Here is a 17,423-nt window from a genome sequence, read left to right on the forward strand (position 1 = left end):
GGTTACAAATGGATAAGGTTATTTCTAAAACGTACTACCCGAATCATCCAGTTTGAGGTAGCTGATGCGCGATTTGGAGGAGGCAAGCCCGTGCGCGAGCCACTTTCGAGGGTCGAAAGTCGGGGCTGAAGCGGGGTACTCCTGGGGAGAAATGCCGAAATTCCGGAGGAAAGCGCCTTGCATGGGGCGGCCTGGCGTGAGCCCGTGGGTCTTGGGTCCGCTCTCTGTAGTCATGCGAAAAACGGGGCATTTTGCTGTCGAAAAATGAAACATCCTCCCGGCGGTGGCTGTTATCAATTCGCCCCGTCTGTAACTGGATAAAAAATATCTGTACAAAACCTTGGATTTGAAAAGACTGAAAGAAGCGCCCGCTTCCGTGCGAATCAATCCTTTCCAAGGTCGAAAATGATTTGCGAAATCCTATTGCCCGATGTTGTTCTGACGCCTTGCGATCACTATCTGAAATCAATTCTCCAGAACAATTCAGATGCATTGACCGCCAATGCCACATATTTCGGCAATGCGGCCTGGGCGCAGGAATATCTGGATTTCTGTCACCGCGATGCCCACTTCCGCAGCCGCTGGCTCGCCGCCGGGGGCGATTGGACGGACAAGGTCGTCATCGACCTGGGTTGCGGGCCGGGCAATGTCTTCGCCACGCTGGGCGGAAAGCCCAGGCTGCTCATCGGCGTGGACGTGGCCCCGGGCTCGCTGGAACTGGCCGCGGGCCTCGGCTACACCACGGTGCTGGCGGATGCGGCGCATACGCCGTTCCGCTCGCGCGTGGCGGACATCGTGGCCATCAATGCCGCGCTGCACCACTGCGACGACATGACGGCCGTGCTGCGCGAGGGCGCCCGCCTGGTGAAGCCTGACGGCATCCTGATCACCGATCACGATCCCCAACTGACGGCATGGGACTACAAGGGTCTGGCCAGGATGCTGTGGGACGCGCGGCTGTGGGTCTACCGCATGACAGGGCGCGGTTTCCACAAGACCGGCAGCCAGCAGTCGTGGGGGCTGAGGACCGAGGTCCATCACCGGCCCGGCGACGGCGTGACGAAGGAATTCTTCGAATCCACGCTGCGGCCGCTGGGCTTCGATGTCCGCGTGCATCCGCACAACCACCGGATAGGCGCCGAGGCGCTCGCCGGCGAGGTCGGGCGGGCCCAATGGAAATACCGCATGGGCAACGTGCTGTCCGGCCGCGACCCGGCTTCCCCTGCGAGCGCGCTGTCGTTGATGTGCATCGCAAGGCGCACGGCAGGGGGAGAACCGGAGGCGGGTTGAACACCCCGCGACTGCTGGTAGCCTTCCCGGATTCTTCGAACGCGGTCCCCGGAGCACCGGGGAGCGCGAGATTCAGGTCATCAAGGAAGGAATCCGCTAGTGGTTGTGACAGGAAGGAACTGGCGCGCGGGCATTGCGCTGACCGCGGCATTGATGGTGGCAGCGTGCTCCACCTCACCCAAGGCGCCGGTGGCGGGACCGGGCGAGTACGTCGTCCAGCCGGGCGACACGCTCTATCGCATTGCGTCAAAGGCGGGGCGTTCGCCGGGCGAGGTTGCGCGCTGGAACAACCTGCAGGACCCCGATCGGCTCGAGGCAGGGCAGGTGCTGCGCGTGGTCCCGCCGGGCGGCGCGTCGTCCGAGCCGCCCCACGCAAGGAGCGCAGGCGCCGAGCGCCCGGAGCGTTCGAGGCCGCCCCGGGCCGCGGTGCCGGAGCCGGAACCGGCCGCACCACCCGCATCGCGGCGAAGCGACTGGAGTTGGCCCGCGCAGGGCCAGGTGATCGCGGGCTTCAACGGCAGCAGCAACAAGGGCATCGACATCGGCGGCAGCCTCGGCGAGCCGGTGATGTCCATCGGCGCGGGCAAGGTGGCCGTGACCGAAACGCTGCGCGGCTACGGCAGCGTGCTCATGGTCGATCACGGCGGCTCCTACATGTCGGTCTATACCAATGTGCGCTCGATGCTGGTGAAGCAGGGCCAGCAGGTGCAAAGAGGCCAGAAGATCGCCGAGATCGGCGGCGCCGACGGCGGGCGCGCGATGCTCCACTTCGAGATCCGCCACCGCGGCAATGCGGTCGATCCGCGGCAGTACCTGCCTGCGAGGTGACCGCGGCGGCGCGGCCTCTGGCGAAAGGCATCCCCCGAATTGGTGATATCGCGGCGCCGGCGGAATGCGCAGACTCTCGCCCTCACTCTGTACTGGAGCGGCTATGGAACTCGTGCACTGGATGTTCGTCATTCTTGGCATCGCGCTGGCGCTGACCACGCAATGGTTCCTTCTTGCCCCCTTCAGTCTCGACTGGCAGCCGCTGCGTGCCCGGATTGCCGAACAGGTCACCCAATCGGCCGCGCTGCTGGAAGAGTGCGCGTCGGCGATCGACTCCAGGTTCTAGCCGTCCGCCTGCCGCGAGGGCCGCGCCAAGCTCGACGCGTCCCCGGCCCCTCTAAGATGCTCGCTGTTTTTTAGATGACCTGAAGACGCGAGAGGCAAGGGGAGGGCCGCGCATGATTTCTTTGCTCCACACCGCGGACTGGCAGATTGGCCGCGTGTTCTCGCAGTTCGAACCCGACGACGCCGCGGCGCTGTTCGAGGCGCGCTTCAAGGCGGTCGAGCTGCTGGCCGGCATCGCCGCCGAACGCAAGGTCGACGCCGTACTGGTCGCGGGCGACGTGTTCGATCTGCAGACCGTGTCCGACAAGACCATCCGCCGCATGTTCAATGCCATGCAGGGCTTTGCCGGCCCCTGGCTGCTGATTCCGGGCAACCACGACTCCGCGCTGAGCGAATCGGTCTGGAGCAGGGCGCAGCGGCTGGGCGCCATCGCGCCGAACGTCGTCTGCTGCCTGGAGCCCAAGCCGCACACCGTGGCCGGCAAGTTCACGCTGCTGCCGGCGCCGCTCACGCAGCGCCACACCTATGGCGACCTCACCGAGTGGTTCGCCACCGCCGAGCCCGACGAAGAAGAAGGCCTGCCCCGCATCGGCCTCGCGCATGGCAGCGTGCAGGGCATCCTCTCGGAAGACATCGACTCGACCAACCCCATCGCCGCTGGCCGCGCGATGCAGGCACGGCTCGACTACCTCGCGCTCGGCGACTGGCACGGCACCCGGCAGATCGACGAGCGCACCTGGTACGCGGGCACGCCCGAGACCGACCGCTTCAGGGCCAACGATTCGGGCCAGGCGCTGCTGGTCGGCATCGCCGGAGTTGGCGCGGTGCCGGTGGTCGAGCCCATCCGCACCGGCCAGTTCGACTGGCAGCAGTGGGAGCCACGGCTCGCTGTGGCTTCCGACATCGACGAGCTGGTGCAGAAGCTGGAGCAGATCGGCAGCAGCGACGTGCTGCAGCTGCGCGCCCAGGGCAGCTGCGACCTCGCCGGCCACAACCGGCTGAACGACGCCCTCGACGCCGCGCGTGCCCGCGCCCGCGCGCTGGTGTGGGAAGGCGAGGCGCTGCGGCTGGAGCCGACCGAAGACGACATCCAGGCGCTGCACGCCGATGGCTTCGTCGGCGAGGCGCTGCAGGCATTGCGCGAGCAGCAGGGCGGCACCGATGCCGAGCTGGCCCGAGACGCACTGCTCACGCTGGCGCGAATCCTCGGCGCGCAGCAGGGCAGTTCTTCGCAGGCGGGAGCCGGCGCATGAAGCTGCAGCGTCTACGCATCGAGAACTTCAAGCTGTTCCGCGCGCCGCTCGAAATCGACGGCCTGACGGACGGGCTCAATCTTTTCGCCGCACCCAACGAGTCGGGCAAATCGACCGTCGCGGAGGCGATACGCGCCGCCTTCTTCGAGCGGCATCGCTCGAACGTGGTTGGTCATCTGCGGCCTTGGGGCGAGAGCTCGGTAACTCCAACAGTGGAAGTTGATTTCGAACTCGATGGAAAGCCATGCCGGCTCGCCAAAGGCTTCCTCGGGAAGAAACGCTGCGAGCTGGTGATCGATGGAGCGCACATGGATGGCGCAGCAGCAGAAGATCATCTCGCGGCATTGCTTGGCTTTAGCTTCCCAGAAAAGGGCGTCAGTGCACCAAAGCACATGGGGATTCCAGGATTGCTGTGGATCAAGCAGGGCACATCGCAAGACATAGCTGAATCAGTGGGCTTTGCGAGCGATCACCTACGCAGCGCGCTTGGTGAGTCACTGGGCGAACTGGCCTCCAGCAACGGCGATGCGGTGTTGAAGGCTGTGGATGTTGAGCGCAACGAGCTGCTCACACAAAGCACCGGTGTTCCGCGCGGCGCCTTCGACGAAGCCCTCAAGTTGCGCATAAAACTCGAAGCCGATCTCGAACGGCTGAACGCCGACATCGAGTCGTACCAATCAGGCGTCGACCGCCTCTCCGCGCTACGACGCGACCACCAGCGCGACGAAGCCGCGCGGCCGTGGGCGGTATTGCGGGAACAGCTCGTCGTCGCGCAGCAGCGGCTCGACGAAGCCCGGGGGCTGGACGAGAAGAAGACCGCGCAGGAGGCCGCGCTCAGGCAGATCGCCGCGCAGGTGAATTCATGGCGCACCCAGCTCCAGGCGATGGAGCGCGAGGAAGGCTCGCTCGCCCAGCGGGAGACGAATCTGCAGAGGACGCAGGAAGCCTTGGCCAAGGCGCTCGGCGAACTGCAGGCCTGGGAGCCGCGCCACGCGGCCGCGACGAAGGCCGATGCCGAGGCACGTGAAAACCTCCGTCTGGCGCGACAGGCTGCCTCACGCATCGCGCAGGAGAAAACCGTCGAAAGCCTGGCCGAGCAGCTCGCCACGCTTTCGCAGAGCCACGAGAAGGCGAAGGCCGAGCAGGAAAAGGTCACGCGCCTTCAGGCTGAGGCGCAGGCGCTCGCGGTGCCGGATGGCGAGCTCAAGCGCCTGCGGCATTGCGCGGACGCGCTTCGCACGGCTCAGACGAAGCTCGATGCAGTGGCAACAGCCCTGGAGTTCGAACTGCAGCCCACAGCCAAGGTCCGTGTGGCCGGCGTGGAACTGTCGGGCTCGAAGCGCCAGACCGTCATCGCCCGCACCGACATCGAGATCGAAGGCGTGGGCCGCATCAGCGTGCTGCCGGGCGGCACCGACCTGGAAAGCCTCGCCATCGAGCGCGACCGCGCGCGTGACGAACTCGCGGCGCTGCTGCAAGGCCTGCGCGCGGAAAGCGTGGCGGCGGTCGAGGAGCGCGCGCGGCAGCAGGTTCTGCGCAAGGGCGAAGCCGGTGCCGCTGAAGCCGTGCTGGCGGCGCTGGCCCCCAAGGGACTCGGCACGCTCGCTGCCGACGTGGCGACGCGCGAAGCCCGCCTCGCGGAAGCCCGGCAGGTGTTGCAGGCGATGCCATCCGTGCCGGCTGCAGGCATCGCTGTGCCTTCGGCCGAATCGGAGGAGGGCGCCGCGCGCGCCACATTGGAGGTGGCCGTCGCCGGCCTCAACGACGCGAAAGTCGCGGCGGGCAATGCACGCGAACAGGTAAAGGCCGCCGAAGACGAGCTCGCCGCCGTCAAGGCCACCTTGAGCGATCCCGCCCGCGCCGGCAGAAAGACCGAAGCCGGCGGCGCGCTGACCGACGCGCTGGCGCAGCAGTCGGCGATGCAGGACAGGCTCGCGGAGTTGGCCCAGCGGCTGCAGACCGTCAACCTGCCGGTGCTCGCGCAGGACGTGGAGCGGCTGGAGCGCAGCGCAAGGCAGGCCGAGGCCGCGCACAGCCAGCGCGCCAACGAAATCACCCGGCTCGAAGTCGAACTGGAAACCAAGGGCGCGATGGGCCAGGAAGAAGCCGCCTCGGAGAAGCAGCGCGAACTCGACCACGCCAAGCGCCGCTGCACCGAACTCGAACGCCGGGCGAGGGCGCTCGACCACCTTCTTAAGCTGTTGGGCTATAAGCGCTCGGCCCTGGCGCGGCGCCTGCGCGCGCCGCTGCAGAAGCACCTCGACCACTATCTGCAGATTCTTTTTCCCGGTGCGCAGATCGAAGTCGGCGACGATCTCTCGCCCGGCCGCATCACGCGCCAGGGCCTGCGCGGCGCCCAGAGCGGCGAGTTCGAGGAACTCAGCGTGGGCGCACGCGAGCAAATGGGCGTGGTCGCCCGGCTGGCCTACGCGGACCTGCTGAAGGAAGCGAACAAGCCGACGCTGCTCATCCTTGACGACGCGCTGGTGAACACCGACGAAGAGCGCCTGCGGCAGATGAAGCGCGTGCTGTACGACGCGGCACAGCGGCACCAGATCCTGATCTTCAGCTGCCATCCCGAGGCCTGGCGCGATCTGGGCGTGGTGGCGCGAAGCATTCCCTGAAGCCGTCTTCCAGTTTTGGCGGCTCGACGAGCGGGCGAGAGCCCGGCCGGTTTCCACAGTGATTGCCCGGTAGTCCAACTCGTCGAGCCGCCGCCCCGTTTGGGCGTGGCTATACTGCGCCGGTCACGTCAAAAAGAGGCGTGATCGGGATTGGACTCCCGTTGAAACCACTGCGTCGCAAGCCGCAGTCACCCCGCAGGGTCTGCGGCTTCGTCGTTCGTGCTTCCAGTTTTGGCGGCTCGATGGGCGGGCGCAAGCCCGGCCGGTTTCACGCAAGTGGTTTCCCGGTAGTCCAACCCGTCGAGCCGCCGCCTCCGCTTGGACTCGGGTGCGTCGGTTTCTGCAAACCGAAACCCTTGGAGGCCATTCATGGCTGCATCCGCTCGCGCATCCGCGCGCGTCTCTTCCCCTTCCGAATCTTCCGCCTCACAGAGCGCCGAGCTGCTCGCGCTGCAGCTGTGCGACGACATCGGCGGCCTTCAGGCGATGCAGCGCGCGTATGCGTGCCTCGAAAAGCTCATCGTCCAGCAAGGGGTGAGCGATACGCCGGAGGTCTATCCGAGCCGGGCCGAACTCGCGGCGCTGGTGGGCGTGGTCAACGAGGAACTGCAACGGCGAATCGAAGCGGCGGACGCCACGGCGCAATCACTGCGCGCCGGCCTGGGAAAGGGCGGCACGCAGTGAATACGCTCCCGGCTACTTGTTCGCCGGCACGAAGAACAGATATTCGCCGCGCCCCAGTTCGGGCGTGATCGTGTAGCCCGCGCACAGGTCCTCCGTGCACTGGATGACGATCACGCGCGGCCAGATGGTCGCGGCCGTGGGAAAGCCTGGCAGGTACTGCGGCACGTGCCACACGCCGAGGGAGCCGACCGGCAGCGCGTTCTCGGTGCCCCGTGCGTTCTGCAGGCCGCTGCCCATATTCATCCGCTCGACGCGCAGCGTGGGCTGCACGGCCGCGGCCGCCGCTGAAGTTGCCGCGCAGCAGGCCGCCAGCCAGAGGAGGAGTACGGTCCTGGTCATTTGGCGCTCCGTGCGGTCATTGCGCGGCGGATGCCGGACGCGGTGCGGCCGCGATGTCGTCCACCCGCTGGTCCAGCATGAGCGACGCGGCACGGATGGACGCCACTTCGCCCGGTTCGATCGGCGTTACCGTGGCGCTGACGACGGGCATCGTGACCACCGCGGTGGACTCTTCCGGCGCAGCCGCAGCTTGCTGCTGCTGCGGTTGCTGCGGGGCAGGCGCGACTTCCGCAACGGGCGCGGGCAGCGTTGCCGGGGCGGCTGGAGGAATGACAGCCACGGGCTGTGAAGCCACCGGCATCGGGGCCGGCGCGGGTGCTGGTGCCACGACAGCCACCGGCCGCGGCGGTGCGGCTGGTGCCCCGCTTGCCGATGCCTGCGGCCCGTAGGCCGTCACGCGCTCGTCTGCTGTCATTGACTGCGGGCACTTGGTCCCGGTCATTTCCAGCGCTGCCATGGCCGCCGGGTCCATGCAATCCATGGCGAGCGACGCCGCCTTCATGCCCTTGTTCCAGAGCTCGCGGCTCATCTTCAGGCGCTTGCAGTGCTCGTCCGTCCAGGTGGTGCCGAAACTGAGCCCTACGCCCGGGCCGTTCGCGCTGGCGCTCGAGCTGCCCATGCAGGTGTCGTTGCTCGTCGTCAGGTTGGGTCCGTTGACCGACGGCACGTTCTTGATCGTGTAGCTGCCGCGGTAATCGACGGTGTTCGTCGTCGCACCCGTGTTGTTGACGTTCTGGTTGCTGGTCATCGTCGACTGGGTGGTCACGCTCGCGGGACTCGCGAACGTCACCGACTGGCTGTTGCCCTGGGCCGATGTCGTGGCCGAGCTCGAAGATCCGTTGTTCGCACCGGTGTTGGTGTTGGTCTGCTGGGCAACGGCCGCTGCGGACACGGTCAGCAACGCGAGGAAAAGCAGTTTTTTCATTTTCTCGACTCCTTTGAGGACTGGGGAGAGGCACGGGCCTCTCCCCATTTCCAGGTTCAGCAACCGGTCTGCGCGAAGCTCAGGGAGCCGATGCGGTTGCGCCCGCGCCAGCCGTGCCGCTGGTGCCGCCACCGTTGGTGAAGCCGGCGGCATTGCCGAAGGCGAGGTTGGTGACACCGAAGGAGCCGCCGGTGGAGCCGGCCGTGGCCGAGGTGCTCGTGCCGTTGATCGGGCCGTTGATGGCGCCCGACGAGGCGTTGTAGCCCGAGGTCGTGGTGGAAGTGCGGGTTACCACGGCGAGCCCGCCGCCAGGGCCTGCTGCCGTCGCTGCGGTGTTGTTGGTGGTGGAAGAGGCTGCACCGCCTGCGCTGCCGCTCACGTGCGTGGCGCCGCCAGCGGAGTAGTTGGCCATGCCTGCCGAGGTCGCGTTGGCGGAGGCATTGGCACCGCCCGTGGCCAGGCCGTTGCCGGTTGTTGCTGCCACGCTGGTCACGCGACCGGTGGTCGTCGCCGAGCCGCCTGCCGTCGCACCGCCCACGGCGAAGCCAGGAACCGCGAATGCGCCGCCCGAAGCATTGGCATTGGCCGCCGAGCTGGACGTGGCCGAGTTGTAGCTCAGTGCGCTTCCCGTGCCGGAACTGGCAGCGACCGATCCGGCGGAGCTGGAGGAGCCGGTCGTCGTGGAGGTGGCTGCGATTGCGGTGCTGCCGACGGTTGCCGACGCGACGCCGCCGACCAGGACTACCGCGATGGCGATGAGAGTCTTCTTCATGATGCTTCCTCGAATGGTGTGAAACAAACCTGATCGCCGGAACCCGGCCATCAGCTGACGGTCGGTGACGCGGAACGGAATGGATGCGTGACGACCGGGGTGCAGTTTCAGCGTCGGGGAAGCAACGAAGAATGCCCTGTGCTGGTTAGCACAAGGCTATGGCGAAAGGCATGGGTGAGTCCCTTGCCGGTGGGGCGGAAAAATGCTGCCGCCATACGGTGGCCGCGGGGGAAATTACGGCATTCGACGACCGGTCAGGTAGATGGAAACCGGATGAAAGCGAAGTAATCGAATCTGCTGCCCGCCGTCGATGTCTCCCGTGTCTACGCCTGGAGGAGCTCGGCGCGCCCTCGGCGGCATCCCTGAGCTCGCTGAACCTTCGCAACACGGTAGCCAATGGCGCCAGTTCCGGCCAACTGGCCATCCGGCCATCGGCTGGTTGTCACGCTGCACCAGAGCGTTTTGTCATGCTCCCGCCCCGCACGGGCAGGGCGCTTGACTCCCCCAAGAAAGGGCGCTTCGCTCATGTGCGAAGGCGGCGTGATTCCTAAAGTCATCCCCAGGCCGAACGCTTCTGCCCATACCGGGCAAACAGACAGTTCAGGCCGGTCACGACAACCGGGGAACACACATGCAAACGCTCGCACTGCCGCCGAGACTCTTCATGAACCTGCTGCGCGAAGACGCAGGCATGTCATTCATGGAGTTCGCGCTGATCGGTGCGCTCGTGGTGGTTGTGTGCCTCCTCCTGTGGCTCGCCATTCGGCGCAGCGCCTGAAACCACGGAGCCCACCATGCAGGAATTCAACGCCGTCCTCGAACTGCTGGCGATGCTGGCTACCGACGTTCGCATGCTCGTGCTATTCGCGCTGCTCGGCGTGGCCGCCGTCAGCGACTGGCGCTTCTACCGCATCCCCAACTGGCTGACCTTCGGTGGCGCGCTCTTCGCGCTCATCGCCGGAACGCTTGCGGCCCGCACGCCCACCGTGGGCGCATTGAGCGCATTCGGCGGACTGGCCGTCGGCTTCGGCGCAATGCTGACGTTCTACGTGATCGGGATCATGGGCGCCGGCGACGTCAAGCTGATGGCGATGGCAGGTGCCTTCCTCGGGCCCCAGCAGACGCTGATGGCCGTGCTCTGTACCTTCATCGCCGGCGGCGTGGTGGCCCTGGCCTTCGCGATCCATCGGCGCCGCCTCGGGCACATGCTGGCCAATGTCAAGGCTGTGGCACAGGGCATGGCGGTCTCCAGCATCGTGGGAATTCGTCCCAGCGGGCACGTTCCGGCGGAGCAGTCCGTCGGGAAGCTGCCCTACGGAATCTGCATTGCGGCGGGCACGGTGATCAACGTGCTTGCGCACCAGCTGGGCTACGTCTAGCCCTTTCATTCATTCACCAATTTCTCATCCAACGCGAGGTTCACATGAAGAACATCAAGGCGCTCGGGCTGATCTTTCTGGCCTTGCTCACAGGGCTGGCCGCCGCGGTCTATGCGACCGGGTGGATATCGCGGCAAGGCGGAATCGCCTCCAACAAGGTGGTCGTGGCCGCCGTCGACATCGAACTGGGCAGCCGCGTCAACGCGCAGATGCTCTCCACGGTCGACTGGCCCGCCGGCTCCATACCGAGCGGTTCGTTCAGCGACATCAAGGCACTGAACGACCGCGTGGTGAAGGTCGGCGTGCTGCGCGGCGAAGCGATCATGGAGGGCAAGTTGGCGCCGGTGGGTACCCAGGGCGGGCTGTCGGCGGTGATCGCCAGCGGCAAGCGGGCCATGACGGTGCGCGTCAACGACGTGGTCGGCGTCGCCGGCTTCGCACTGCCGGGCAACTACGTCGACGTGATGGTCAACGCCCAGCAGGACAAGGACAAGGCCAAGGGCGAGCAGAACAGCCAGATCAGCAAGACCGTGCTGGAGAAGGTCCTGGTGCTGGCGGTCGCACAGGAGGCCAATCGCGACGACACCAAGCCGAAGGTGGTGAGCGCCGTGACGCTGGAGCTCTCGCTCGAGGATTCCGAAAAGCTCGACCTGGCACGCAGCGTGGGAACCCTGTCGCTCGTGCTGCGCAACCAGATGGACAAGACCACCGTCGCAACGGCCGGCATCACCAAGGGCCAGTTGTTCGGTGAGAAGGAAATCCTGCCGATCGCCACCACGGTGGCGGCGACGCCGCCGGCCCGGCCGCATGTGGTGCGCACCGGCGCCGTCGCGGTGCCTGCGTCCCAGTGCGTGGAAGTGATCCAGAACGCCGCTCGCTCTCTCACCTGCTTCTGATTCAAACCTCCAGGAGGAACACCAAGTGCAATATCTCTCTCCCACCCCCGCCTGGTTGCTGGCGGCACTCACGATGATGGCGGCTCCCGCCATCTCTGCCGAACTCGCGGTGCCTGCCGCCGCCGCGGCCGCCACAGCCGCCGTCGCGGCACCGGCAGCAGCCTCGGCCGCAGCCGCGCCCGCCACCCGGCGCTGCACCGCCATCATCCCGGACGACCAGCCTACCCAGGCGGTGCTCGGCAAGTCGGTGGTCATTCCGCTGAAGGCGCGCGTCGTTCGCATCGTGGTCAGCGGGCAGCCTCCGAGCCGGGCGCCCGCTGCGGCTGCCATGCCGGCGGGCATGGCGCCGCCTGCACCGGCCGCGGCTGCGAATGCCGGCGACCGCCTTGCCGATGTCGACGTCACGCTGCTGAGCCCGACCGACCTGTTCTTCCGCGGCCGCCAGGCCGGCTCGATGAACGTCGTGCTGCAGAGCGCCGACGGCACCTGCTACATCAAGGACGTATTCGTCACCATCGATCCGGGAGCGCTGCAGTCCAAGTTGGCCGAGCTGATGCCGGAAGAAAGCCGCATCCGCGTGCGCAGCGCGGAGAAATCCATCGTGCTCACTGGCGAGATCAGCGATGCGCTCAAGCTCGACGACGTGATGAGCCTGGCGTCGGCCTATGGTGCCGACGGCAAGAAGGTTGTGAACCTGCTGCGTGTGACGGCGCCGCAGCAGGTCATGCTCGAAGTGAAGATCGCCGAAATCAGCAAGACCCTGCTGGACAGGCTGGGCGGACGCGTCAACTTGAACCGCTCCGGCAACGGCGGCCTCAACAACTATTCGCTGATCTCCAATTTCCTGAGCGGCGGTGGCGGCCTGATCGAGGCGCTGAGGATCGGCCGCACGTCGATCGGCCTCGACGGCCAGAAGGACGACGGCCTGGTGCGCATCCTGGCGGAGCCCAACATCATGGCCATCAGCGGCCAGCAGGCGAGCTTCCTGTCGGGGGGGAAAATCTTCATTCCGGTGGCGCAGAGTTCCGCTAGCGGCAGCGGCACCAACATCACGCTGGAAGAAAAGGAGTTCGGGATCGGGGTCAAGTTCACCCCGACCGTGCTCAACGGCGGCCGCGTCAACCTCAAGATGGTCTCGGAGGTGTCGGACCTGTCGCAAACCGGTTCGCCTTTCACCACCATCGGCGGCGTGACTGCCGTGCTGCCGTCGCTGACGGTGCGCCGCGCCGACACCACCGTGCAGCTCAACGACGGGCAGAGCTTCGTGATCGCGGGGCTCATCAAGAGCAACGTCACTGAGTCCATCAAGCGCTATCCCGGATTGGGCGAAGTGCCGGTGATGGGGGCGTTGTTCCGCAGCACCGAGTTCCAGAACGACCAGACCGAGCTGATGTTCGTGATCACGCCCCGCATGGTCCGGCCGCTGGTCGATTCGCCCCGCCTGCCGACCGACAACCACGTCGTTCCCAGCCGTGCGGAGGTCTATCTGAACGGCAGCCTCGAAAGCGCCACCCCGGCACCGGCCCCCGATATCCAGTGAGGAGCAACACCATGTTCATCAAGTCGACCACTCTCGCGCTGACGCTGCTCCTGGGCACCGGATGCTCCCACGTCACACCCAACTACGACGCGCGCTTTGGCGATGCGGTGCGCGACGCGAAAAAGAGGATGACGATCAATCCCGATGCCGGCAGGGACGGCAATCCGGTCGCGGGCATGGACGGCCGCTCGGCGAGGGAGTCGATGGTGCAGTACCACGAGTCGTACAAGGCGCCGCCACCGGCGGTCAATGTCATCAACATCGGCGGCGGCATTGGTAGCTCGGGGAAGTGACAGGCTGCCTTTCGCGGATTTGTTCCACAGAGTCTTTACATGGAAAGGAGAGCACCACGAATCGCAATGAAATTTCTTCCCTATCACGTCATTTTTTCAAACCTGATTTCCAACTGTTCAAACCTTGAAAGGAAAGAACCATGAAGAACTTTCTCCAGGCCATCGGCCAATCGACACGCGGTTTCTTGCTCGAGGAAGAGGGCGCACAGGTCGTCGAGTACGCGCTGATCATCGCGGTCGTCTCCATCGCGCTGGTCATCGCATTGAGGGCACTCACCACAGGGGCCACCTTCACGAACTTCATCAATCGCGTCAACGTGTGCCTGAACGGGCCGGGGCCCTGCGTCTAAGTGGCGTTCGAGGAGGGGAGCGGGTCCTCCGACTCGCTTCGCTCTACCTTTTCATCCGCTTCCGCGTCACTCTTTTTGTACAACGAATCGAGGTCATTACCATGTTCAAGAAATTCCTGAAAGACGAAAGCGGTGCTCAGGTCGTGGAGTACGCGCTGATCATCGCCGTCGTTTCCATTGCGCTGGTTATTGCGCTTCAGCTGCTCGCCAGCGGGGCGCCCTTCACGAACTTCATCAGTCGCCTGAACGTGTGCCTGAACGGGCCGGGCCCCTGCGTCTAAATGGCGTTCGGGGAGGGGAGCGGATTGGGCTCTCTGGTCCGCTTCGCTCTACCCCTTCATTCGCTTCCACGTGACTGTTTCTCCACAAGAGCCGAGGTCATCACCATGTTCAAGAGACTCCTGAAAGACAAAAGCGGTGCCCACGTCGTGGAGTACGCGCTGATCATCGCCATCGTCTCCATTGCACTGGTGCTCGCGCTGCAACCGTTGTTGATTGCGGCGGGTTTCGGATCCGTCATCGCCCGGGTCGTCGTCTGCTTGGGCGGCTCCGGCTGCGTGTAGAGCAGACGACGTCTTCTCCATCGTCCAACAGGAAGACCGATCATGAAAGCCAACCGCTCCCATCGCCGCCAGCGTGGCGCGATGATCGTCACCGCCGCGCTGTTCCTGTTGTTCATGCTGGGTTTCATGGGCATCGCGCTCGATTTCGGCCACTTGTTCGTCGTCAGGACCGAGCTGCAGACGGCAGTGGACAGTTGCGCGCTGGCCGCGGCGCGCGAGCTCGACAAAACGAGCTCGGCGATCACGCGAGGCAAGAGCGCCGGTCAGACGGCCGGCAACGCGAACCGGGTGAACATGCAGTCGGCCACCTGGGGCGGACAGGGCCAGATCGTCGCCACTGAAGTCACGTTCCGCGATGCTTCCTATGCGCCCACGACCGTTCCCACCGCGGCCGTCTACGCGCAGTGCGCGCACACCCAGCCCAACATCAGGATGTGGCTGATGCAGGCCGTGGGCGCCTTCTCGGGCGATACCGCCGGCAACCCCGCGACACGCAGCGTAGCGGCGAGCGCAGTCGCCACCCGCGCGAGCGCACAGTCCGCGTGCCCCATTCCGGTCGCGGCGAAGCCGAAGCCGGGCGGCACGGCACCGAACTACGGCTTTGCCGTCGGCGAATGGGTGACGCTCATCATGGCGCAGAACGCTGCCGTGGGCGGCCAGATCGGCTGGGCCAATCTCGACGGCAGCAACAGCGCCTCGGAAACCGAAGCCGAACTCAACGGCCGCTGTGGCGCCAAGGTGGGCGACACGATCGGCACCCCCGGCGTGCAGACCTCGGTGGCCGACGTCTGGAACCAGCGCTTCGGCATCTATAAGAACACTAGCGACCCGAGCGTGGATCGGCCCGACTACACCGGCTATGCCTACACCTCGCTCAACTGGCCCGCGCGGTTCAATGCCTACAACGGCGCGCCAGGCGCCGGAGCAGACCCGACCGCTCAGAACTTCGTGACCAAGCGAGCCGCCTTCGCTTCCTGCGCAGACACCGGCACCAAAGTGAAGGGTGCGAACAGCTGCGAGTCGATCACCGGGCTGTCGCTCAACAGTTTCCAGAAGCTGGCCAATCCCGGCAACGTTGCCGGAGGCCACATGCAATACGGACTGGACCGTCGCTTCGTCACGGTGCCAGTCATCGACGGCGGCAACCGCGTTACCGACTACCTCTGCATGCTGATGCTGCAGCCGCTGAGTATTCCGATGACCGACACGCAGCTGGAATTCCTCGGCAACGCGGGAGCCGCGGGCAGTCCCTGCACCACCAGCGGGCTGGCGGGTGGATCGGCAGGCCCGTTGGTTCCGGTCCTGGTGAGATGAGGTGAGCATCATGAAAAAGTCCCATCGCACCCAGCATGGCGCCGCGCTGATCGAGCTGGCGCTCATCATGCCGCTGCTGCTGCTGCTGACCTTCATCACCACCGAGTTCGGCCGTGCGGTGTATGAGTACAACGCGGTCGTCAAGTCGACCCGCGATGCGGTGCGCTACCTGTCGGTACAGACACCCAACACGCACATCGACGAGGCGCGCAACCTGATCGTGTACGGCAACACCGCCGGCACCGGGACGCCGCTGGCGCGCGGGCTAAGCCTTTCGAACGTGCCGGCCGGCAGTTGCTGCACCTGGCAGTCGGCCGGTGCAGGCCCGATCGTCACCACGGTCACGGTGCGCGTCAGCAGCTACTCCTTTCAGTCGCTATTCCCTTCGGTGATGGGTGTCGTTCTCACGGGTGCGAACGGCAACATCGTCTTCAGCGACATCACTGCCACCATGAGGGCGCCATCATGAGACACCACGTCAACGGTGCGACCACGGTCGAATTCGCCCTCGGCCTGCTCATCTTCCTCATGCTCGTTCTGGGCATCGTCGACTTCTCGCGCATGCTGTTCACGTGGAGCGCGGCCCAGGAGGCAACGCGCGCAGGGGCCAGGTATGCGGTGGTGTGCGACGACACGGCCCAGCAGGCGCTCGTGCTCGCCCGTATGAAGGCGCTGCTGCCGCAGATCAACACCGTGTCGGTGACGTGGGCGCCATCGGGCTGCACGGCCTCGACTTGCGAGGGCGTCACCGTGAGCATCACCGGCCTGAACTATCAATGGATCTCTCCCATCGTGGGCGCTACCGCGCCGCTGATCCCGATGCCGGGCTTCTCCACCTACCTGCCGCGCGAGGTGATGCGCAAGGACCCGAACAGCGCTGCCATCTGCTCCTAGCAACCTACTGGACACGACCATGAAGATCGCCATCATTTCCCCCAATCCGAACCATCTCCAGGACATGCGCAAGGTCCTCGAGGCGCGCTCCCATCAGGTGTCGCTGTTCGAGGGCGGCAAGAGCCGCATGCAGTGGGTCGTCGAGAAGGCAGCTCCGGAGCTTTTGCTGGTCGACGGCATGTGCTGCGACCTCCAGGAGCTGGCGCTGGTAGAGAAGCTCACGCTGCAGTACCCGGCGATCGCGGTGGTGCTGCTGTGTGCCATGCAGACCCCGGAGTTCCTGATCCATGCGATGCGCGCGGGGGTGCGCGAGGTGCTGCCGTCGCCCTCCGACACCGCCGCGCTCGAGGCCGCCGTCGAGCGCATTGCGCTCAAGATGGCCAGCACGCAAGCGCGCAGCCCCGGCCAGGTGGTGGCATTCATGCCCTGCAAGGGCGGCAGCGGATCGACCTTTCTCGCGACCAACATCGCCTACCAACTCTCGCGGGAGCGCTCAGTGCTGCTGATCGACCTGAACCTGCAGTTCGGCGATGCGCTGTCGTACGTGAGCGACATGCGCCCGAGTTCCACGATGGCCGACGTCGCGCGCGACATCGGCCGCCTCGACGCCTCGCTGCTCGCAGCCAGCGTAGTGCGCGTGGCGCCGGGCTTCAGTATCCTGCCGGCTCCCGACGACCTCTCGCGAGCGATGGACGTCAAGGCCGAGCACGTCGATGCGATCTTGCAGGTCGCGCTGACGATGTACGACTTCGTGCTGTTCGACCTCGGACCGCGCATCGACACGCTCTCAATCCGGGTGCTGGACCGCGCGGACCGCATCTTTCCGGTGCTGCAGCCGAGCCTGCCGCACATCCGCAACGTGACGCGCCTGATGCAGGTGTTCAAGTCGCTGGGCTACGCTCCCGGCAAGGTCGAGCTGCTCGTGAACCGCAGCGCCGGGGGCGGGGAGATCGGGCTGTCGGACATGCGCCGCTCGCTCGTCGGGGCGACGCTCACGATCGTTCCGGACGGTGGCAAGGACGTGGATGCGTCCATCAACCGGGGCGTACCGCTGGTGGAGATGTCGCGCGGCAGCGTGCTCGCCAAGCGGCTCGCCGAAATCGCTCACACGCTCAGCCCGCGGCAGGAAGCGGCGCCTGGTTTCATCGGGCGACTCTTCCGCCGCGCCTGAGTTCCGATTCATTCTTCAACAGC

At 65.8% G+C, this 17,423-nt stretch carries 21 protein-coding genes; 18 read left to right on the forward strand and 3 right to left on the reverse strand.

Features of this window, described 5'->3' with window-relative positions; translation table 11 throughout:
- The first annotated feature begins 492 nt into the window (after nucleotides 1-492).
- From ACEOAB_RS14275 to ACEOAB_RS14300, 6 genes are all read left to right on the forward strand, one after another.
- On the forward strand, nucleotides 493-1,290 hold the full coding sequence (locus ACEOAB_RS14275) for a class I SAM-dependent methyltransferase (protein WP_413749677.1): 798 nt from the start codon (nucleotides 493-495) through the stop codon (nucleotides 1,288-1,290).
- 99 nt (nucleotides 1,291-1,389) lie between these two features.
- The gene (locus ACEOAB_RS14280) at nucleotides 1,390-2,118 is read left to right on the forward strand and encodes a peptidoglycan DD-metalloendopeptidase family protein (protein WP_082572227.1); all 729 of its coding nucleotides are present in this window, start codon (nucleotides 1,390-1,392) and stop codon (nucleotides 2,116-2,118) included.
- A 103-nt stretch (nucleotides 2,119-2,221) separates the two neighbouring features.
- The gene (locus tag ACEOAB_RS14285) at nucleotides 2,222-2,404 is read left to right on the forward strand and encodes a hypothetical protein (RefSeq protein WP_056596966.1); all 183 of its coding nucleotides are present in this window, start codon (nucleotides 2,222-2,224) and stop codon (nucleotides 2,402-2,404) included.
- A gap of 112 nt (nucleotides 2,405-2,516) precedes the next feature.
- Nucleotides 2,517-3,656, forward strand: a complete 1,140-nt coding sequence (locus ACEOAB_RS14290) for a metallophosphoesterase family protein (protein WP_056596967.1) — start codon at nucleotides 2,517-2,519, stop codon at nucleotides 3,654-3,656.
- Nucleotides 3,653-6,280, forward strand: coding sequence for an AAA family ATPase (locus ACEOAB_RS14295; protein ID WP_495653803.1), 2,628 nt, complete (start codon nucleotides 3,653-3,655; stop codon nucleotides 6,278-6,280). Before ACEOAB_RS14290 ends, ACEOAB_RS14295 begins: the two co-directional genes overlap by 4 nt.
- 369 nt (nucleotides 6,281-6,649) lie before the next feature.
- A complete protein-coding gene (locus ACEOAB_RS14300; protein WP_056596971.1) occupies nucleotides 6,650-6,964 on the forward strand; it encodes a hypothetical protein in 315 nt (104 codons plus the stop codon).
- A gap of 12 nt (nucleotides 6,965-6,976) precedes the next feature.
- Here the strand turns inward: ACEOAB_RS14300 and ACEOAB_RS14305 are convergent, their stop codons facing one another.
- The 3 genes from ACEOAB_RS14305 to ACEOAB_RS14315 all read right to left on the reverse strand — a co-directional run bounded on the left by ACEOAB_RS14305 (nucleotide 6,977) and on the right by ACEOAB_RS14315 (nucleotide 9,000).
- Nucleotides 6,977-7,303, reverse strand: a complete 327-nt coding sequence (locus ACEOAB_RS14305; protein WP_056596973.1) for a hypothetical protein — start codon at nucleotides 7,301-7,303, stop codon at nucleotides 6,977-6,979.
- 16 nt (nucleotides 7,304-7,319) lie between these two features.
- Nucleotides 7,320-8,228, reverse strand: a complete 909-nt coding sequence (locus ACEOAB_RS14310) for a hypothetical protein (protein ID WP_056596974.1) — start codon at nucleotides 8,226-8,228, stop codon at nucleotides 7,320-7,322.
- 79 nt (nucleotides 8,229-8,307) lie between these two features.
- A complete protein-coding gene (locus ACEOAB_RS14315; RefSeq protein ID WP_056596975.1) occupies nucleotides 8,308-9,000 on the reverse strand; it encodes a hypothetical protein in 693 nt (230 codons plus the stop codon).
- Between the two features lie 631 nt (nucleotides 9,001-9,631).
- Here ACEOAB_RS14315 and ACEOAB_RS14320 point away from each other — a divergent pair.
- The 12 genes from ACEOAB_RS14320 to ACEOAB_RS14375 all read left to right on the forward strand — a co-directional run bounded on the left by ACEOAB_RS14320 (nucleotide 9,632) and on the right by ACEOAB_RS14375 (nucleotide 17,400).
- The gene (locus ACEOAB_RS14320; RefSeq protein ID WP_200955468.1) at nucleotides 9,632-9,778 is read left to right on the forward strand and encodes a hypothetical protein; all 147 of its coding nucleotides are present in this window, start codon (nucleotides 9,632-9,634) and stop codon (nucleotides 9,776-9,778) included.
- Nucleotides 9,779-9,794: 16 nt separating this feature from the next.
- Nucleotides 9,795-10,379 (forward strand): A24 family peptidase, encoded by a 585-nt coding sequence (locus ACEOAB_RS14325; RefSeq protein ID WP_056596976.1) that lies wholly within the window; start codon nucleotides 9,795-9,797, stop codon nucleotides 10,377-10,379.
- A 44-nt stretch (nucleotides 10,380-10,423) separates the two neighbouring features.
- A complete protein-coding gene (cpaB, locus tag ACEOAB_RS14330; RefSeq protein WP_056596978.1) occupies nucleotides 10,424-11,275 on the forward strand; it encodes a Flp pilus assembly protein CpaB in 852 nt (283 codons plus the stop codon).
- A gap of 73 nt (nucleotides 11,276-11,348) precedes the next feature.
- Nucleotides 11,349-12,815 carry a type II and III secretion system protein family protein gene (locus tag ACEOAB_RS14335; RefSeq protein WP_495653839.1) on the forward strand — a complete coding sequence of 489 codons (1,467 nt, stop codon included), beginning with the start codon at nucleotides 11,349-11,351 and terminating at the stop codon, nucleotides 12,813-12,815.
- Nucleotides 12,816-12,826: 11 nt separating this feature from the next.
- Complete coding sequence (locus tag ACEOAB_RS14340; RefSeq protein WP_056596982.1) at nucleotides 12,827-13,108, forward strand: hypothetical protein; 282 nt, start codon at nucleotides 12,827-12,829, stop codon at nucleotides 13,106-13,108.
- Between the two features lie 140 nt (nucleotides 13,109-13,248).
- Nucleotides 13,249-13,458 carry a Flp family type IVb pilin gene (locus ACEOAB_RS14345; protein WP_056596984.1) on the forward strand — a complete coding sequence of 70 codons (210 nt, stop codon included), beginning with the start codon at nucleotides 13,249-13,251 and terminating at the stop codon, nucleotides 13,456-13,458.
- A gap of 101 nt (nucleotides 13,459-13,559) precedes the next feature.
- Complete coding sequence (locus ACEOAB_RS14350; protein ID WP_056596986.1) at nucleotides 13,560-13,739, forward strand: Flp family type IVb pilin; 180 nt, start codon at nucleotides 13,560-13,562, stop codon at nucleotides 13,737-13,739.
- A 105-nt stretch (nucleotides 13,740-13,844) separates the two neighbouring features.
- Nucleotides 13,845-14,021, forward strand: coding sequence for a Flp family type IVb pilin (locus tag ACEOAB_RS14355; protein ID WP_056596988.1), 177 nt, complete (start codon nucleotides 13,845-13,847; stop codon nucleotides 14,019-14,021).
- A 42-nt stretch (nucleotides 14,022-14,063) separates the two neighbouring features.
- Nucleotides 14,064-15,335, forward strand: a complete 1,272-nt coding sequence (locus ACEOAB_RS14360) for a pilus assembly protein TadG-related protein (RefSeq protein ID WP_495653804.1) — start codon at nucleotides 14,064-14,066, stop codon at nucleotides 15,333-15,335.
- A 10-nt stretch (nucleotides 15,336-15,345) separates the two neighbouring features.
- Nucleotides 15,346-15,804 (forward strand): TadE/TadG family type IV pilus assembly protein, encoded by a 459-nt coding sequence (locus ACEOAB_RS14365; protein WP_056597919.1) that lies wholly within the window; start codon nucleotides 15,346-15,348, stop codon nucleotides 15,802-15,804.
- A complete protein-coding gene (locus ACEOAB_RS14370; RefSeq protein WP_056596992.1) occupies nucleotides 15,801-16,229 on the forward strand; it encodes a TadE/TadG family type IV pilus assembly protein in 429 nt (142 codons plus the stop codon). The genes ACEOAB_RS14365 and ACEOAB_RS14370 overlap by 4 nt, the downstream gene beginning before the upstream one ends.
- A 19-nt stretch (nucleotides 16,230-16,248) precedes the next feature.
- Nucleotides 16,249-17,400, forward strand: coding sequence for a CpaE/TadZ family protein (locus ACEOAB_RS14375; RefSeq protein WP_056596994.1), 1,152 nt, complete (start codon nucleotides 16,249-16,251; stop codon nucleotides 17,398-17,400).
- The last annotated feature ends 23 nt before the right edge of the window (nucleotides 17,401-17,423 follow it).

The organism is Variovorax sp. Varisp53 (genome assembly GCF_059491555.1).

Excerpts from the sequence above, each read along its gene's own strand:
- ACEOAB_RS14355 (WP_056596988.1), top strand. The coding sequence starts at position 13,845 with ATGTTCAAGAGACTCCTGAAAGACAAAAGCGGTGCCCACGTCGTGGAG.
- ACEOAB_RS14350 (WP_056596986.1), top strand. The coding sequence starts at position 13,560 with ATGTTCAAGAAATTCCTGAAAGACGAAAGCGGTGCTCAGGTCGTGGAG.
- cpaB (WP_056596978.1), top strand. The coding sequence starts at position 10,424 with ATGAAGAACATCAAGGCGCTCGGGCTGATCTTTCTGGCCTTGCTCACA.
- ACEOAB_RS14290 (WP_056596967.1), top strand. The coding sequence starts at position 2,517 with ATGATTTCTTTGCTCCACACCGCGGACTGGCAGATTGGCCGCGTGTTC.
- ACEOAB_RS14320 (WP_200955468.1), top strand. The coding sequence starts at position 9,632 with ATGCAAACGCTCGCACTGCCGCCGAGACTCTTCATGAACCTGCTGCGC.
- ACEOAB_RS14305 (WP_056596973.1), bottom strand. The coding sequence starts at position 7,303 with ATGACCAGGACCGTACTCCTCCTCTGGCTGGCGGCCTGCTGCGCGGCA.
- ACEOAB_RS14345 (WP_056596984.1), top strand. The coding sequence starts at position 13,249 with ATGAAGAACTTTCTCCAGGCCATCGGCCAATCGACACGCGGTTTCTTG.
- ACEOAB_RS14325 (WP_056596976.1), top strand. The coding sequence starts at position 9,795 with ATGCAGGAATTCAACGCCGTCCTCGAACTGCTGGCGATGCTGGCTACC.
- ACEOAB_RS14310 (WP_056596974.1), bottom strand. The coding sequence starts at position 8,228 with ATGAAAAAACTGCTTTTCCTCGCGTTGCTGACCGTGTCCGCAGCGGCC.
- ACEOAB_RS14365 (WP_056597919.1), top strand. The coding sequence starts at position 15,346 with ATGAAAAAGTCCCATCGCACCCAGCATGGCGCCGCGCTGATCGAGCTG.
- ACEOAB_RS14300 (WP_056596971.1), top strand. The coding sequence starts at position 6,650 with ATGGCTGCATCCGCTCGCGCATCCGCGCGCGTCTCTTCCCCTTCCGAA.
- ACEOAB_RS14315 (WP_056596975.1), bottom strand. The coding sequence starts at position 9,000 with ATGAAGAAGACTCTCATCGCCATCGCGGTAGTCCTGGTCGGCGGCGTC.
- ACEOAB_RS14295 (WP_495653803.1), top strand. The coding sequence starts at position 3,653 with ATGAAGCTGCAGCGTCTACGCATCGAGAACTTCAAGCTGTTCCGCGCG.
- ACEOAB_RS14370 (WP_056596992.1), top strand. The coding sequence starts at position 15,801 with ATGAGACACCACGTCAACGGTGCGACCACGGTCGAATTCGCCCTCGGC.
- ACEOAB_RS14360 (WP_495653804.1), top strand. The coding sequence starts at position 14,064 with ATGAAAGCCAACCGCTCCCATCGCCGCCAGCGTGGCGCGATGATCGTC.
- ACEOAB_RS14335 (WP_495653839.1), top strand. The coding sequence starts at position 11,349 with ATGATGGCGGCTCCCGCCATCTCTGCCGAACTCGCGGTGCCTGCCGCC.
- ACEOAB_RS14375 (WP_056596994.1), top strand. The coding sequence starts at position 16,249 with ATGAAGATCGCCATCATTTCCCCCAATCCGAACCATCTCCAGGACATG.
- ACEOAB_RS14285 (WP_056596966.1), top strand. The coding sequence starts at position 2,222 with ATGGAACTCGTGCACTGGATGTTCGTCATTCTTGGCATCGCGCTGGCG.
- ACEOAB_RS14340 (WP_056596982.1), top strand. The coding sequence starts at position 12,827 with ATGTTCATCAAGTCGACCACTCTCGCGCTGACGCTGCTCCTGGGCACC.